This is a genomic window from Salipiger marinus, assembly GCF_900100085.1.
GTDB lineage: Bacteria > Pseudomonadota > Alphaproteobacteria > Rhodobacterales > Rhodobacteraceae > Salipiger > Salipiger marinus.
The window spans coordinates 139660-154903 of record NZ_FNEJ01000005.1 but is presented as its reverse complement, the minus strand read 5'-3'; the positions used below and the strand labels follow the sequence as shown (position 1 = coordinate 154903).

Here is a 15244-nt window from a genome sequence, read left to right as displayed (position 1 = left end):
TTCCGTCAGTACAGGGCTTTGTACAGATCGCGCAGCACGGACAGCGGTAAAGCCTGCCCCCGCAACCGGGGCACGGCGCAGCGATTGACCTTGGGCTGGCCAAGGAGCACGGTGTGGGGCACCCGCCAGAGGTGGTCGCGGGACCACACACTGTCCACCGGCGGCAGGAAGACCTCTGGCCTTGGCAGAGATTTGCGCAGAGAAGCCTGTCTTGCGACCTGTCGCCGCTCACCCGTCCTGATCGATCTGTAATTCCGGAGCTTCCCATGACCGCCTACCGCCTTGCCCTCATTCCCGGTGACGGGATCGGTGTCGATGTCACCCATGCCGCCATGCAGGTGCTGCACGCCGCCGCCAAGGATCGTTTCACGCTGGAGACCACCAGCTTTCCGTGGTCCTGCGCTTATTACCTTGAGCATGGCGTGATGATGCCCGCGGACGGGATCGAGACTCTGCGCAACTTTGACGCGATCTTCCTTGGCGCCGTGGGCTGGCCTGCGACCGTGCCGGATTCCGTGTCGCTGCACGGGCTGCTGCTGCCGATCCGCAAGGCGTTCAACCAATATGCCAATATCCGCCCGCACCGGCTGCTGGCCGGGGTCGAGGGGCCGCTGAAGGCGACGGGCTTCGACATCCTGTGCATTCGAGAAAACACCGAAGGTGAATATTCCGGGGCAGGGGGCAGGGTGCATCAGGGACGCGGCAACGAGGTGGCGGTGGAAACCGCGATCTTCACCCGCGAGGGCGTGGAGCGCATCCTGCGCTTCGGCTTCGAACAGGCGCGGGCGCGGCGCAGGCATCTGACCAGCGTGACCAAATCCAACGCCCAGAAATTCTCCATGGTGTTCTGGGACGAGGTGACGCGCGAGCTTTCCGCCGACTATCCCGACGTGACCGTCAGCCATATGCATATCGATGCCATGGCGGCCAAGATGGTGATGGCGCCGCAGGATCTGGATGTGATTGTGGCCTCCAACCTTTTTGGCGACATCCTCACCGATCTGGGCGCGGCCATTCAGGGGGGTCTCGGGTTTGCGGCCTCGGCCAATATCAACCCCGAGCGGGACGCGCCCTCGATGTTCGAGCCGGTGCATGGCTCCGCCCCGGACATCGCCGGGCACAACATCGCCAATCCCATCGCGGCCTTCTGGTCCGGCGCGCAGATGCTGGAGCATCTGGGCGAAGCCGAGGCCGCCCATGCCGTGCTGACCGCCATCGAGACCGCGACCGCCCGCGGCATCGGCATCCGCCCCGGGCTCAACACCACCGACGAGATCACCGGCGCCGTGATCGCCGCACTCGAGGCCTGAAAGGGGACACAGCAAGCCCTGTCGCCGCCGACATCCGCGCAAGCCTGTCTGATCGGGATTTCGGTTGCGCGGCAGGGCTGACCGATGGGGCAGGGGTCGTCTGTGCCGATATAAGAATGGACGATCCCGCCGCCTGACTTGCGGGGCGGGATCATCCTCAGCCAGCCGGAATTCCCCGTCTATCTGACGTTGGCGCTCGCCGCTCTGGCCTAAGGCGCGGGCAGGCGCATCCTCTGCCACGCCGGGGGTGTGCAAGCCGCCCTTCACCGGTGCCACCTGCGTGGGGGCACTGCTGGCCGAACAAAGAGCGCCAGAGATTCGTCTATCTGGGTCACCAACTTCACCGAAACCGCGCATGTGCTGGACAGCCGGGGCATCTGAAAGAGTCCGGGCTGCGATATGGCGCGGGTTGGTAAGCGAAGCGTTACCGCGTCGGTTCTGAGGTGAAAACTCCGGAAACTATTGAAAAGACGTAGTTTTTATGGAAGCGAAACGCCCAGTCAGGCACCGGTTTGGCCGGATGACCCCGTCTGAAACCCAAATGAGACAATCTGTATTAAATCGAAAGGGAATAAGCCTTGCTGTCGGTACGTCTTTGGATGCGTGATGACTGTCGCACGTCTTGGTGTCGAACGCTATCGCGCCTGAGGATGTGAGCGGGAGACAGAAAATTCAGGAATGGGCAAGCGAAGGGACGAGATGAATGGCTGATTTTACGGCTAACAAATATATCTATTTAAGCGTTGTGACCCTCTCCGACGGTACACTGAGCTGGAATTCGGCATCGGATCATTCCGCTACATATACGGTAACGGATGTCGGTGCTGATGGCGTGCTGACTGCAGGACAGGATTATTGGATCACTTCTGTATTTCTGTATAACGGATATACCGTCAATGTTAACGGCAAAGACTATGGCATCTTCGTATACAGTAATAACGGCTATATCCCCTACAACGATTCCACTGACGATCTGTCCTCTTTGGTCGGCACTGCGGGTTCGACCTCGAGCTATCAGCCTGCGCTGAGCACCGCCGCCAACTGCTTTCTGACCGGCACGCGGATCGCGACACCCTCGGGCGAGGTGGCGGTGGAGACGCTGCGGACCGGCGACATGGTGCTGACCGCCGATGGCCGCGCCGTTCCGGTGCGCTGGCTCGCGAAACAGACCATCGCCAATATTCCCTATGTCCTGTCGTCCAAGCTGGAACCGGTGCGGATTGCCGCAGGCGCGCTTGGCGCTGACCTGCCCGAAACCGATCTGGTCGTCTCTGCCGATCACGGGATGATCCTTGACGGTCTGGTGGTGAATGCCGGTGCAATGGTCAATGGCAGCAGCATCCGTTTCGTGCCGCTGTCCGAAATGCCAGCAAGTTTCATCTGGTGGCATATCGAGACCGAGGCGCATGACGTGATCCTTGCCAATGGCGCACCAAGCGAAAGTTTCATTGACTATACCGGGCGCAAGGCCTTCGACAATTATGCCGAATACCTTGATCTTTATGGCGCTGACCATCTGATCGCCGAAATGCCCGCCCCGCGCGTGTCAGCGCAGCGGCAGCTGCCCGCCAGCCTGCGCGCCCGTCTTGGCATTGCGGTCCCCGAGCCGGACATGGCCGAGATCGCGCATCTGATCCAGGCCGCCTGACAGCGGCATGCCCAAGCCTGACACAGCGCCCGACGCCGCCGTTCAGGACGCCTTCGACCGGGCAGGGCGCCTGCGCCGCCGCGGCACGCGCGCTGCGGCGGCACAGGCGATTGCAAAGGTTCTGACCATGGCGCCCCGGCATCCGGGGGCGCTGTGCCTGCGGGTCGATCTGGATCTGGCGTGGCGCGATTACGCATCGGCGCTGCGGTCGGTGGAAGAGGGCCTGCAGCTCTGCCCCGGGGAGGAGGGGCTGCTGGTGCGCAAGGGCGAGGTGCTGCGCCGCACCGGGGCGCCCGCCGCCGCGGTCAGCTTCCTGCGCGACATGGTGCGGCGCTGTCCGCTTTCGGCGCCGCTGCGGGCCGCGCTGGCCGAAGCGCTGCGCGAGACGGGTGATGCCGACGGCGCGGAGACGCTGCTGCGGACCATGCCCGGCGGCGAGGCGGGGGAGCATCTGGCCCTGATCGGCCGGGCCGAGGCGCTGCTGCAGGCGGGTGCCACGCAGGAGGCGCGCGCGCTGATGGAGCAGGCCGCCGCGCGCTGGCCCGAGGATCCGCGGGTGCTGCGGCTGCTTGCCAAGGTGCTGGGCCGGATGGAGGCCACGGCAGAGGCGATCGCCGTCTTGCGCAGGCTGCATGAGGCGCGGCCGGGCGACCGGCGGGTGCTGATGGATCTGGCGGGCAAGCTGCGGGCTTCGGGGGACAGCGCGGGCGCCGAGACCCTGCTGGACAGCCTGCCGGACTGGGCCCCCGAACAGCATCGGGCGCTGTCCGAGCGGGTGACTGCCGCGCTGGCGGTTGGCGAGGTGCCGGTGGCTCTGGCCTTGTCGGCGCGTCTGGTCGAGGGCTGGCCGCAGGATGTGGCGGCGCTGCGGCTCCGCGCGACGGCTCTGGGTCGTGCCCGCCGGACAGAGGAGGCGCTGCAGCTTCTGCGGCAGGCCATGCAGCTTGCGCCGCAGGACGGCGCGGTCCGCCTTGATCTGGCGCGCGCGCTTGCCGCGCAGGGGCATCACACCGAGGCGGAGAATCTGCTGCGGAGCCTTGCCCCCGACGATCCCCTGCGGCCCCGGGCGCTGGAGGGGCTGGCAGATCTGGCTTTGGACCGGCTGCAGGCAGCACCCCGGCGCCACGCGCTGGCGCAGGAGCTTCTGGCGGCGCTGCGGAGCGAGGCGGCACAGGCGGTCGAGGCGACGCTGCTCTCCAGCGGACGGCTGGACCGTCGCAGCGCGGTGCGGCTGGTGCAGCGCGCGCTGGCGTCGGGTGCGGACAATCCCGCGGGCCTCGCCGACAGGCTCTGCGCCCGCATCCCGCAGGAGCAGCGGCGGCTGTTCCGCGCGCAGTCGGCCAGCCTGCTACAAGGCTCCGCCGCGGCAATCGCCGTGCTGCGGCAGCCCCGTTCCGCGCCGCGCAGCCCGATGGAGGCGGCCTCGCTGGCCAGCAACCTTGCGCAGGAGGGGCTGTTCGCCCTTGCCCTGCGCTATCTGGCCGCCTGCCGTCGCCGCTGGCCGCAGGATGCAGACCTGCTGATCCGTCAGGCGCGCACGCTGTCCGGCTGCGGACGCGGCCCCGAGGCGCTGGATCTGCTGGCGCGCGCCGCTGCGGACCAGCCCGATCTGGCCGCTCCGCTGGAGCCGGTGCGGGGCGAGATCCTGTTCCAGATGGGCGCGCTGGATGCGGCGGATGCGCTGTTCGAAGCACTGGCCGGGGCGAACCCGCTGGGGCATCTGCGCAGCCGCCTGCAGCTTGCCCTGATCCGCAACGACCGGGCGCGGATCGACCGGCTGGCCGCGCTGATGGCGGACCAGCCGGGCAGCGGGGCGCGGGAGGTGATGCAGTTCAGCCTGACGATCCTCGGGACCAAGCGCAACGAGACCCTGCTGGAAGAGATCGCGGCGGGGCAGGGCGAGCAGATCCAGCCGGACATGGCGGAGCGGCTTCGGGACCGGGCCGCCGGGACGCTGTTCTTTTCCGCCGCGGCGGTTCTGGACAACTGGTGCCAGCGCCCCGAACCGGCGCCCCCGGCAGAGCCTGCGGGGGCCGCGATTCCGCGCGCCATCTTCCAGTATTGGGACCGCCCTCCCTTGCCCGACGCGCTTGGCAGGCTCACCGAGACATGGAAATCGGCGCCCGGCTTCACGCATGTGCTGTTCGACCGGACCGACGCGCTGCGGTTCCTGCAGCAGCATCTGGGGGCGCCTTGGGTGCGGGCGTTCCACATGGCCAACCACCCGGCGGAGGAATCGGACCTCATCCGTCTGTGCTGGCTGCTGGTCAGGGGCGGCGTCTATGCGGATACGGATGACCGCCGCCTTGCGCCTCTCGACCGGCTGCTGCTGCCAGCGCGGCGCCTGCTGCTTGTGCGCGAGCCGATGGGGTCGCTTGCCAACAATTTCATCGCGGCAGCACCGGGCCATCCGGCCCTAGGCCGCGCGGCGCTGATGGCCCGTGACGCGCTGCTGCGGCGCGAGAATGACAACACATGGTCAAAGACCGGGCCGGGCCTGCTGACCCGGGCGGTGGCACAGCATCTGACGGCAGCAGACAGCGGCGGCGCTGATCTGACGATCCTGCCGCAGCACGCCATCGCCCCCTTCGTGCAGGTCCACGTCCCGCAGCCCTACAAACAGACCAGCGCCTATTGGGCCAATGTCGCCTGACCCAAGACAGAAATGCCACCGGCTCTGCAAACCACCGAGCAGCTTGCCTTCCAGCGCACCGATGCAGGTTCTGTCGCCGGTTTTCCCCGGCCATCGCGACGGAGGTCATCATGTGCCGCGCCCCGGGGGTGTTTACGTGCCCACGAGCAGCCCGGCATAGATGCCGCCTTTCGCCGCCAGCGCCTCATGGCGGCCCGTCTCGACCACGCGGCCGCGATGCATGACCACGATCAGATCGGCATGACGCACGGTCGAAAGCCTATGCGCGATGGTGATGGTCGTGCGGCCCTTCGACATCGTCTCCAGCGCCTGCGACATCGCGCGTTCGGTGCGGGTATCAAGCGCACTTGTCGCCTCGTCCAGCAGCAGGATCGGCGGGTCGCGCAGAATGGTGCGGGCCAGAGCCAGCCGCTGCTTCTCGCCACCCGAGAACCGCGAACCGCCCTCACCGACCAAGGTGTCATACCCCTCCGGCAACCCGGCGATATGGTTATGGATCTGCGCCACCTTTGCTGCCGTGATCATCTCGTCCTTTGTGGCGCCGGGGCGGGCGAAGCGCAGGTTCTCGGCCACGGTGGCATGCAGAAGATAGGGTTCCTGCGACACCACGCCCAGCATCTGCGACAGCGTCTCAAAGCTCAGATCGCGCAGATCCACCCCGTCAAAGCGGATCGCGCCGCTTTCGACATCGTAAAGCCGCGCCAGAAGGTAGCCGAGCGTGGTCTTGCCCGACCCGGTGGGGCCGACGATGGCGACATGGCTGCCTGCCGGGATGGTGAGCGACACGTCATTTACCGCAGGGCCGCGCCCGTCGGTATAGGCAAAGCTGACATGGTCCAGCTCGACCTCGCCGCGCATCGCGGTGCGGGGGATGGTCACGGGGTCACTGCGTTCGGTGATCTCGACCGGCTTGTCGAGATATTCGAAGATGCGGGCAAAGAGCGCGCGGGTCTTGCGCGTGTCGCGGCCCACCTCCAGCAGCTGTTCGAACGGCCACAGGAGTTGTTCCTGAAGCGCGATCATCGCGACGAGCGTGCCGATGCTGGCCGGATTTCCGCCCTGCATCAGCAGGCCGCCCGCCAGCAGCGTCAGCGCGGGCAGGGTGGCCAGCGCAAAGCCGATCAGGGACCACTGCCATTCGCCCGCCGTATGCGACCGCACCTCCAGCTGTGCAAGATCGTGGGAAATACGGGTGAAGCGCTGCGTGAGCCAAGGGCCGCGCCCCATGGTGCGGGCCAGAATGATGCCCGGTGCCGACAGCGTTTCCTGCACCGCCGCCGACATGTCGGAGGCACGCGCCTGCTGCTGAAAGGTCAGCGCCTCGCGCAGCCGGGCGACACGGGCGCTGATCAGCACGGTCACCGGCACGATCATCAGCACGAAGAGCGCCAGCCGCCAGTCCAGAATGACGATCGCCACCGCCGTCATCACCACCGCGCTGAGGGACCGGCCAAGCTCGTTCGCGCTGTCGGTCATCAGGGACTGCAGCCCGGCGATGTCGCCCGCGATCCGCGCCTGCACGTCACCGGTGCGGGTGGCGGTGAAGAACCGCAGCGACAGCGTCTGCAGATGCGCATAAAGCCGGACGCGCAGATCATGCAGGATCGCCTGACCGATACGGGCGCTCAGCACGACCTGCAGCGCGCCGATCCCGGCGGAAGCCAGCGCCGCCGTGATCATGCCGCCAGCCAGCCAGATCAGCAGGGGCAGATCTTGCTGCGGCAAGGCGATGTCGATGATCGCGCGCAGAAGAAACGGCCCGGCAAGCCCGACGGCTGCTGCGAGGATCATCAACGCCACCACTGCCGCGATCCGCAGGCGGTAGGGGGCGAAGAGCCGCAGGACGCGCCGCAAGGAGACATGCCGCGCGGCGAGATCGTCGTAATTTTCGGGTCCGTCAGTCATCGGTCAGTCCAGCGGAGGAGGGGCGTTGCGGCAGGCGGATCTCCACGGTCAGGCCGGGGCCGGCCTGCGGGATGATCCGGGCCTCGCCGCCATGGGCGCGGGCGATGGCGCGCACGATGGGCAGGCCAAGGCCCGACCCGCCCCGAGCACGCCCGCGCGAGTCGTCGGCGCGCCAGAAGCGATCAAAAGCGCGCATCTGGTGGTCTGCGGAAAGCCCCGGCCCGGTATCGGAGCAGCGAAAGACCACGTCTTCGCGTTCGGTGCGGGTCTCGACATGCACGCGGCTTTGCGGTGCATAGCGGCGGCAGTTTTCCAGCACCGCGACACAGGCCTGATGCAGCCGCGTCTGGTCGGCCAGCACCGGGGCCGGGGCCAGCGACAGCGTAAGGGTGATCCCCGCCGCCGTCAGTTCGGCCTCCATCCCGGTCACTGCGGCGCCGACAGCCTCCGCCAGATCGAGCGGGCGATAGCTCAGGTCGAGCTGCCCGGCATTGCTGAGCGCGAGCGTGCGCAGTTCTTCGACCACGGCGGAAAGGTGGTCGACATGCGCGATCAGCCGGTCATAAAGCTGGGGCGTGGGCGCAAACACGCCATCCGACAGGCCCTGCAGACGGCCGCGCAGGATTGTCAGCGGCGTGCGCAGCTCATGGGCGATGGCGGAGTTGGAATAGGCCAGCTCGGCCTCGGCGCGGTCCAGCCGTTCGGCCATGGCGTTGAAATCGGCCATCAGATCCGCCGCCTCCCGGAAACTGCCCGGCGGCAGGGCGGCACGGGCAGAAAAATCTCCGCCTGCAATCCGCCGCGTGGCCCCGGCCACGGCGTTCAGCGGTGCCACGATGCGCCGGGCCAGACGCCAGCCGATCGCCGACGCGGTCAGCAGGCCAAAGGCCAGCAGCGTCAGCATCATGACCGTATCGGCGGTGCGCCATGCGGCCGGATCCTCGGGTTCGGGATAAAGCCATTCGTAGATAAACAGGAAATAGGCCATGAGACCCAGATAGACGATCAGCCCCGCGATCAGGGTCAGCGCGATCATGGTTCTGGAAATGCGCGCGTTGAGGTCAGCGGACATGGGCGACATCCAGACGATAGCCGATCCCGCGCACGCCTTCGAGCAGGCCCTCCCCTCCCGCTGCCGCAAGCTTGCGGCGCAGGTTGCTGACATGGCTGTCAACGGTGCGGTCCAGCGCCGCTCCTTCGGGAAGGCAGGCATCCACCAGATCGCCGCGGCTGAAGGCCCGGCCCGGACTGCGCGCCATATGGGCGAGAATGCGGTATTCGGTGGGGGTCAGATCCAGCGTGACCGGCCCTGCACCGCCATCGACCACCGCGCGATAGGCCTCGGGATCGACCGTCAGCGGACCAATGCGCAGCAGGTGATCGGGCGCCCGCCCCCTCGTGCGGCGCAACACGGCGCGGGCGCGGGCGATCACCTCGTGGGGGTTGAAGGGTTTGACCACATAGTCATCGGCCCCGATCCGCAGCGCCTGCAGCTTGTCAAGATCCTCGGCCAGCGCCGTAACCATGATGACCGGCGTTTCGCTGCGGCGCCGGATCGTGGCCAGCACCTCGTAGCCGTCCTGTCCCGGCAGCTTGATGTCCAAGACCACCAGATCGGGGCGCAGCATCTGGTGATGCGCGAGCCCGGTCGTGCCGTCACGGGCGCAGATCACGCGAAAGCCTTCGCGGGTGAAGTAGGTTTCGAGGATTTCGGCAATCTCGGGCTCGTCCTCGACGATCAGGATCAGGGCATCGGTCATGGCGCGGTCTTTCCGGTCTTGCCGCCCGACGCCCTGCGCGTCAGGCGGATGGTCACAACATAAAGCACGGGCACGAAAAATACTGCGAGAACCGTGGCGGATAGCATCCCCCCGAAGACGCCGGTGCCGATGGCATTCTGGATCTCTGCCCCCGCGCCCCGGGCCATCATCAGGGGCACAACTCCCAGAATGAAGGCAAGCGAGGTCATCAGGATCGGGCGAAGCCGCAGGCGCGCGGCCTGCAACATGGCCCGGTGCAGCCCCATGCCCTGCTCTCTCAGGTGGCGGGCATATTCCACCATCAGAATGGCGTTCTTGGCTGACAGCCCGATGATGGTGATCAGCCCCACCTTGAAGAACACGTCATTTTCCGTCCCGCGCAGCAGCACGGCGGCCACCGCGCCCAGCAGGCCAAGCGGCACCACCAGCATCACCGAAAGCGGCACCGACCAGCTTTCATAAAGGGCTGCCAGCACCAGAAACACCACCAGCATCGAAGCCGCCAGCAGCATCGGCGCCTGACTGGCCGATTGCTGTTCCTGCAGGGACTGCCCGGTCCATTCCACGGCGAAGCCCTGCGGCAGCGCCTGCGCCAGCCGCTCCATCTCGGCCATGGCCGCGCCGCTCGACACGCCGCGTGCCGCCGCGCCAGAGATGCGCGCGGCAGGATAGCCGTTGTAACGTTCAAGCTGCGGGGGCGTGCTTTCCCAGACTGGCGTGACCACCTCGGACAGGGGCACCATGCCGCCGCCAAGATTGCGCACCTCAAGCTGCAGAACATCCTCGACATGCATCCGGGCCGGGGCGTCGGCCTGCACGATCACCTGCTGCATGCGGCCATGATTGGGGAAATCGTTCACATAGGCCGACCCGATCGCGGTCGAGATCGTCTCGCTGATCGTGTCGAACCGCAGACCAAGCGCCTGCGCTTTTTCGCGGTCGATCTTCAGGGCGATGCTCATGCCGTCGGGCAGACCCTCGCTCATCACCCCGGTCAGCAGCGGGCTCGCCTCCGCCAGCCCGATCAGCTGATCCTCCGCCGCCTTCAGCGCGGCGGGTCCGGCATTGGCGCGATCCTCAAGCCGCAGCGAGAACCCCGAGGTCGTGCCCAGCGATTCAATCGCCGGGGGCTTCATGATCATCGCGACGCCTTCGGGAATATCGGCCATGGCAGCCTCGGCGGCAGCGATCTCCTCGTCCACGGTGGTCTTGCGCGCGCTCCAGTCCTTCATGCTGGTGAAGGCCTGCGCCGCATTCGGGCCAGAGCCGGAGAAGCCGAAGCCAAGGATCACGGTATTCTCGGTGATGTCGGGGCGGGTCGCGGTATGGGCCTCATAGGCTGCGATCACGGCACGGGTGCGTTCGGCGGTGGCGCCTGCGGGCAGTTCGAACATGGCCATGAAACTGCCCTGATCCTCTTCCGGAACGAACGAGCTCGGAACCCGCATATAGCCAAAACCCATCGCCGCGACCAGCGCGGCATAGATCACCAGCATCCGCCCGCTCCGCCGCAGGGTCCAGCCCACATGGCCCACATAGCGCCGGGTCAGCGCCTCGAACCGGCTGTTGAACCAGCCGAGGGCGCCGCGTTCCTCGTCATGTCCGGTCACGGGTTTCAGGAGCGTGGCGCAAAGGGCCGGCGTCAGCGTCAGCGCCAGAAAGGCCGAAAACAGGATCGAGACCGCCATGGACAGCGTGAACTGGCGATAGATCGCGCCGACCGATCCGCCAGCCAGCCCCATCGGGATAAAGACGGCGGCCAGAACCAGCGTGATGCCGACGATGGCGCCCGAGATTTCGCGCATCGCCTGTTGCGTGGCCGCTCTGGGGGACAGACCCTGACGCGCCATGATGCGTTCGACATTCTCGACCACCACGATGGCGTCATCGACGATGATGCCGATGGCCAGCACCATGCCGAACATGGTCAGCACGTTGATCGAAAAACCTGCGGCCCACATGACCGCAAACGTGCCCAGAAGCGCGATGGGGGCGACGATGGCCGGGATCAGCGTATAGCGGAGCTTCTGCAGGAAGAGCAGGATCACCAGAAAGACCAGCACCATCGCCTCGATCAGCGTCTGGATCACCTTGGTGATCGACAGTTTCACGAAAGGCGCGGTGTTGTAGGAGATGGAAACCTCCATATCCTCGGGCAGGGCAGGGCGCAGCTCTGCCAGCCGCGTTTCGATGGCCTCCGCAGTGCGCACGGCATTGGCGCCGGGGGACATCTGGACAGCGGCGGCAGCGGCCCCCTTGCCGTTGCTGCTGACGCTGAAGGCCGTGGTCTGCGCGCCGATTTCCAGCCGCGCGACATCGCCCAGAACCAGCCGTGATCCATCGGTATTGGCGCGCAGCGGGATGGCGGCAAAGGCCTCGACTGTGGTCAGCTGACCGCGGATCGTCAGCGGGGTCGACATGCGGGTGCCCGGAACCGTCGGCTCGTCGCCGACCCGGCCCGGCGTGGCCTGCGCGTTTTCGCTGGCAATCGCGTCGGTCACATCGGTCATGGTCAGGCCATAGGCGCCAAGCCGGGCCGGATCGACCCAGACCCGCATCGCACGGTCCGACCCGAACTGCTGCACGCGCCCGACGCCGGGGATGCGTTTCAGCTCCTCTGCCAAGCTGCGGGTCAGGTAATCGCCAAGGCTCAGCTCATCGGTCTTGCCGTCACGAGATCGCAGCGTGATGACCATCAGAAAACCGGACTCCGCCGCCTCCACCCCGATGCCGGAGCGGCGCACCGGGTCTGGCAGCAGGGCCTCGGCGTTCTTCAGCCGGTTCTGCACATCCATCTGGGCCATCTCGGGATCCGTGCCGGGCTTGAAGGTGACCGAGATATTGGCGCCGCCCGTCGAATCCACGCTGGACTCGTAATAAAGCACGTTCTTGACGCTGGAGAGTTCCTTTTCGATCGGGCGCACGACGCTGTCACTGACGGTCTGTGCGTCAGCCCCGGAATAGCTGGTGAAGATGCTCACGCTGGGTGGCGCGATGTCGGGGAACCGCGCGACCGGCAGCTGCGGGATCGCTGCGATCCCGGCCAGCGCGATGAATATGGCGATGACCCAGGCAAAAACCGGGCGGGTGATGAAGAACTGCGACATGATACCGGTCTTTCGGGGAGGGCTTCACGGATGGGGGAGGGCGGGCAGATCATCTGCCGCAACCGGCGTGACCTGCAGCGTGGTGCCGTCGGGCACGCGGTCCTGCCCGCGGATGGCCACGCGTTCTCCGGGCTTCAGGCCGGAGGTGACAAGGATGCGGCTGCCAATCCGGTCACCCAAGCGCACGTCGCGGCGCGTGGCCTTGGTCTGATCCGACACGACGACAACCTGCGCCATGCCGTCACCCCGGCGCAGAACCGCATCTTCCGGCACCAGCAGGGCATCTTCGGCAACCCCGCGCGGCAGTCTGGCACGGACATACATGCCGGGCAGCAGGGCAAGATCGGGATTGGCCACTTCAACGCGGACAGAGGCATTTCCCGTGCCGGGATCAACGATAACATCCGAGGATCTGAGCTGCCCCGCCCTCGGCTCTGCCCCGTCCCGGTCCGCCATGACCCGGACCGGCCCCAGCCCCGCCTCGGAAGCCAGCAGGATGGCGTCCAGCCCTGCGGCGGGCACCTGCAGATCGACAAAGACCTTCTCCAGATCCTGCACGACCGCCAGCGGCTTGTCGCCCCCCGGTGTCGCGAGCCCGCCAATATCGGCGAGCCCCGACGCGACATAGCCGTCTATCGGGGAACGCAGCGTGGCGAAGTCCAGATCCAGCCTTTTGCGCTGGACCACGGCGCGTGCCTCGGCAAGGTCTGCCGCAGCCAGCACCAGATCGTTGCGGGCGGCATCGTGTTTTTCCGGGCTCACCACGTGCTTCGCCAGTAGCGTGTCCGAACGGTCAAGCATCCGGCGGGCCTGTGCCGCGACCGCTTCCGCCCGCGTCAGGGCTGCCTCGGCCGCGCGCAGATCGGCGTCGAAAGGTGCCGGATCGATGCGAAAAAGCACGTCGCCCGCCGCCACCCGCATCCCCTCATCCACCTTCCGGTCAAGGATCAGCCCGCCGATCTGCGGCCGGATCTCGACCCGTCGATAGGCGGCAACCCGGCCGGACAATTCACGCTCCAGCACCACGCGTTCAGGCAGAACCGGTGTCACCGTCAGCTGAACGGTCAGGTCTGGCCCGCCGTCGCGTCCCTCCGCCTCGCTTGAAGGGCTGGCAGGCAGCAGGAAAGCAAGCGATCCCGCCAGCAGGGCAGGACCAAAGAGGATGAAGAGACTGCGGCGCGACATGGCGTGATCCTTGGTTTCGCAAGGCCCGCTGGTCGCACCGCTCCGTCGAAGAACCGCAGAGGTTTTGTGGAGATTGCGTGGAGACCGCTCCGATGCATGCATGAGGGGACTGGCCGCGCGGGATGCCGGTCATGCCGCCCGAGAGCATTCGCCGCTGGTCCGGGCGGCATCTGGGGCCGGGCAGGGGCCCTTGGCCACAGCAAAGGGACCACAGCCGCAAAAGCGCCACGATACGAAACGCCGCCCGAGCATGGCGGCTTGCCTGCGGTCCGCAGCATGGTAGGCCTAGCGCATGACCATGCCCGTTCTTCTGAACCCTCTCGCGCGGCGCCTGTTTCTGGACCGGCACGCCTTGGCCGAAGCCCCAACAGGGGCCGCGACCGGTGCAGAGCTTGCCGCGCTGATCCGGCGCATCGGCTTTGTCCAGATCGACAGCATCGCCACGGTCGAACGGGCCCATCACATGATCCTGTTTGCCCGGCGCCAGAGCTACCGGCCCCGCGCGCTGAAACCCCTGCTCGAACGCGACCGCAGCCTGTGGGAGCACTGGACCCATGACGCCTCCATGCTGCCCGTGGAGACCTTTCCCTATTGGCGGCACCGGTTTGACCGCAACGCCGAAAAGCTGCGGGCCGGCTGGCAGAAATGGTTCCCCGACGGTTACGAGGCGCGTTTTGACGAGATCCTGAACCATGTCGCCCGGCACGGGCCGGTCACATCCTCGGATATCGGCAGGGAGGAAGTGCGCAGCCGGGGCGGCTGGTGGGACTGGCACCCGTCAAAGACCGCTCTTGAATGGCTGTGGTGGACGGGAAAGCTGTCCGTCACGCGGCGCGAGGGGTTTCAGAAGGTGTACGATCTGACCGAACATGTGGTGCCTGCGCCGCTCCATGCCGACCGGATCCCGTTTGAGGCCATGGTTGACTGGGCATGTGCCTCGGCGCTGGATCATCTGGGTTTTGCCAGCGTCCGGGAACTGCAGGCTTACTGGAACGCGGCGCCCCCCGAGGCGGTAAAAGCGTGGAGCATCGCGGCACTGGCGCGCGGCGAGATCCTCGAAATTCTGGTCGAAGGCGCGGATGGAACCCGGCGCCGGGCGTTTGCGCGCCCCGATGTGCTGGACCGGGCCGATGCCGCGCCGGATCCAAGCCAGCGCCTGCGCGTGCTGTCGCCGTTCGATCCGGCTCTGCGGGATCGGGCCCGCGCGGAATTCCTGTTTGGCTTCCGCTACCGGATCGAGGTCTTCGTGCCCGAGGCGAAGCGCCGCTGGGGCTATTACGTCTTTCCGGTGCTGGAAGGCGACCGGCTGGTGGGGCGGCTGGATGCCAAGGCGGTCCGCACCGAATCCGTGCTGCGGGTCCGGGCCTTCTGGCCCGAGGCCGGGATCCGCCTGACCAAGGCGCGGGCCGCAAAGCTGGACGCAGAGCTTCAGCGGCTCGCCAGATTTTCCGGCTGCGACCGGCTGGAGTTTCTGCCCGGCTGGCAGCGCGATCACATCCTCCCCTGAAACGAAGACGGGCGGATGTCCCAGCCGCCTGCAGGCTCCCCGGCGGCACCGGCATGTCGCATGGGCCCGCTCCGCTGGCTGCAGCTTGTGTGCTCCTTCGCGGATGAAGGCCCATGAAGGCATCATCTGAAAGACACGCGCCTCCCGGCGCTGGCAGCCCTGCGGCGAC

General features: G+C 66.8%; 9 protein-coding genes. 4 read left to right on the top strand and 5 right to left on the bottom strand.

Features of this window, described 5'->3' with window-relative positions; all coding sequences use genetic code 11:
• Positions 1-266: 266 nt before the first annotated feature.
• The 3 genes from BLR51_RS07285 (at position 267) to BLR51_RS07275 (ending at position 5611) form a co-directional block, all read left to right on the top strand.
• Entirely contained in the window at positions 267-1310 is a 1044-nt protein-coding gene (locus BLR51_RS07285; RefSeq protein ID WP_089845446.1) for a tartrate dehydrogenase, read from the top strand.
• Between the two features lie 832 nt (positions 1311-2142).
• Positions 2143-2958 carry a Hint domain-containing protein gene (locus BLR51_RS07280; RefSeq protein ID WP_165616762.1) on the top strand — a complete coding sequence of 272 codons (816 nt, stop codon included), beginning with the start codon at positions 2143-2145 and terminating at the stop codon, positions 2956-2958.
• Between the two features lie 7 nt (positions 2959-2965).
• Positions 2966-5611 (top strand): tetratricopeptide repeat protein, encoded by a 2646-nt coding sequence (locus BLR51_RS07275; RefSeq protein WP_089845442.1) that lies wholly within the window; start codon positions 2966-2968, stop codon positions 5609-5611.
• Positions 5612-5743: 132 nt separating this feature from the next.
• Here BLR51_RS07275 and BLR51_RS07270 read toward each other — a convergent pair whose 3' ends face one another.
• The 5 genes from BLR51_RS07270 to BLR51_RS07250 are packed head-to-tail and all read right to left on the bottom strand — an operon-like array spanning position 5744 to position 13568.
• The gene (locus BLR51_RS07270) at positions 5744-7516 is read right to left on the bottom strand and encodes an ABC transporter ATP-binding protein (RefSeq protein ID WP_089845440.1); all 1773 of its coding nucleotides are present in this window, start codon (positions 7514-7516) and stop codon (positions 5744-5746) included.
• Positions 7509-8588 carry an ATP-binding protein gene (locus BLR51_RS07265; protein WP_242656675.1) on the bottom strand — a complete coding sequence of 360 codons (1080 nt, stop codon included), beginning with the start codon at positions 8586-8588 and terminating at the stop codon, positions 7509-7511. Before BLR51_RS07265 ends, BLR51_RS07270 begins: the two co-directional genes overlap by 8 nt.
• Complete coding sequence (locus tag BLR51_RS07260) at positions 8578-9276, bottom strand: response regulator (RefSeq protein ID WP_089845438.1); 699 nt, start codon at positions 9274-9276, stop codon at positions 8578-8580. Before BLR51_RS07260 ends, BLR51_RS07265 begins: the two co-directional genes overlap by 11 nt.
• On the bottom strand, positions 9273-12383 hold the full coding sequence (locus tag BLR51_RS07255) for a multidrug efflux RND transporter permease subunit (RefSeq protein ID WP_089845437.1): 3111 nt from the start codon (positions 12381-12383) through the stop codon (positions 9273-9275). Before BLR51_RS07255 ends, BLR51_RS07260 begins: the two co-directional genes overlap by 4 nt.
• A gap of 24 nt (positions 12384-12407) precedes the next feature.
• Complete coding sequence (locus BLR51_RS07250) at positions 12408-13568, bottom strand: efflux RND transporter periplasmic adaptor subunit (protein WP_089845435.1); 1161 nt, start codon at positions 13566-13568, stop codon at positions 12408-12410.
• Positions 13569-13860: 292 nt separating this feature from the next.
• On the opposite strand from BLR51_RS07250, the gene BLR51_RS07245 reads away from it, so the two are divergent.
• On the top strand, positions 13861-15075 hold the full coding sequence (locus BLR51_RS07245; RefSeq protein WP_089845433.1) for a winged helix-turn-helix domain-containing protein: 1215 nt from the start codon (positions 13861-13863) through the stop codon (positions 15073-15075).
• Positions 15076-15244 lie beyond the last annotated feature (169 nt).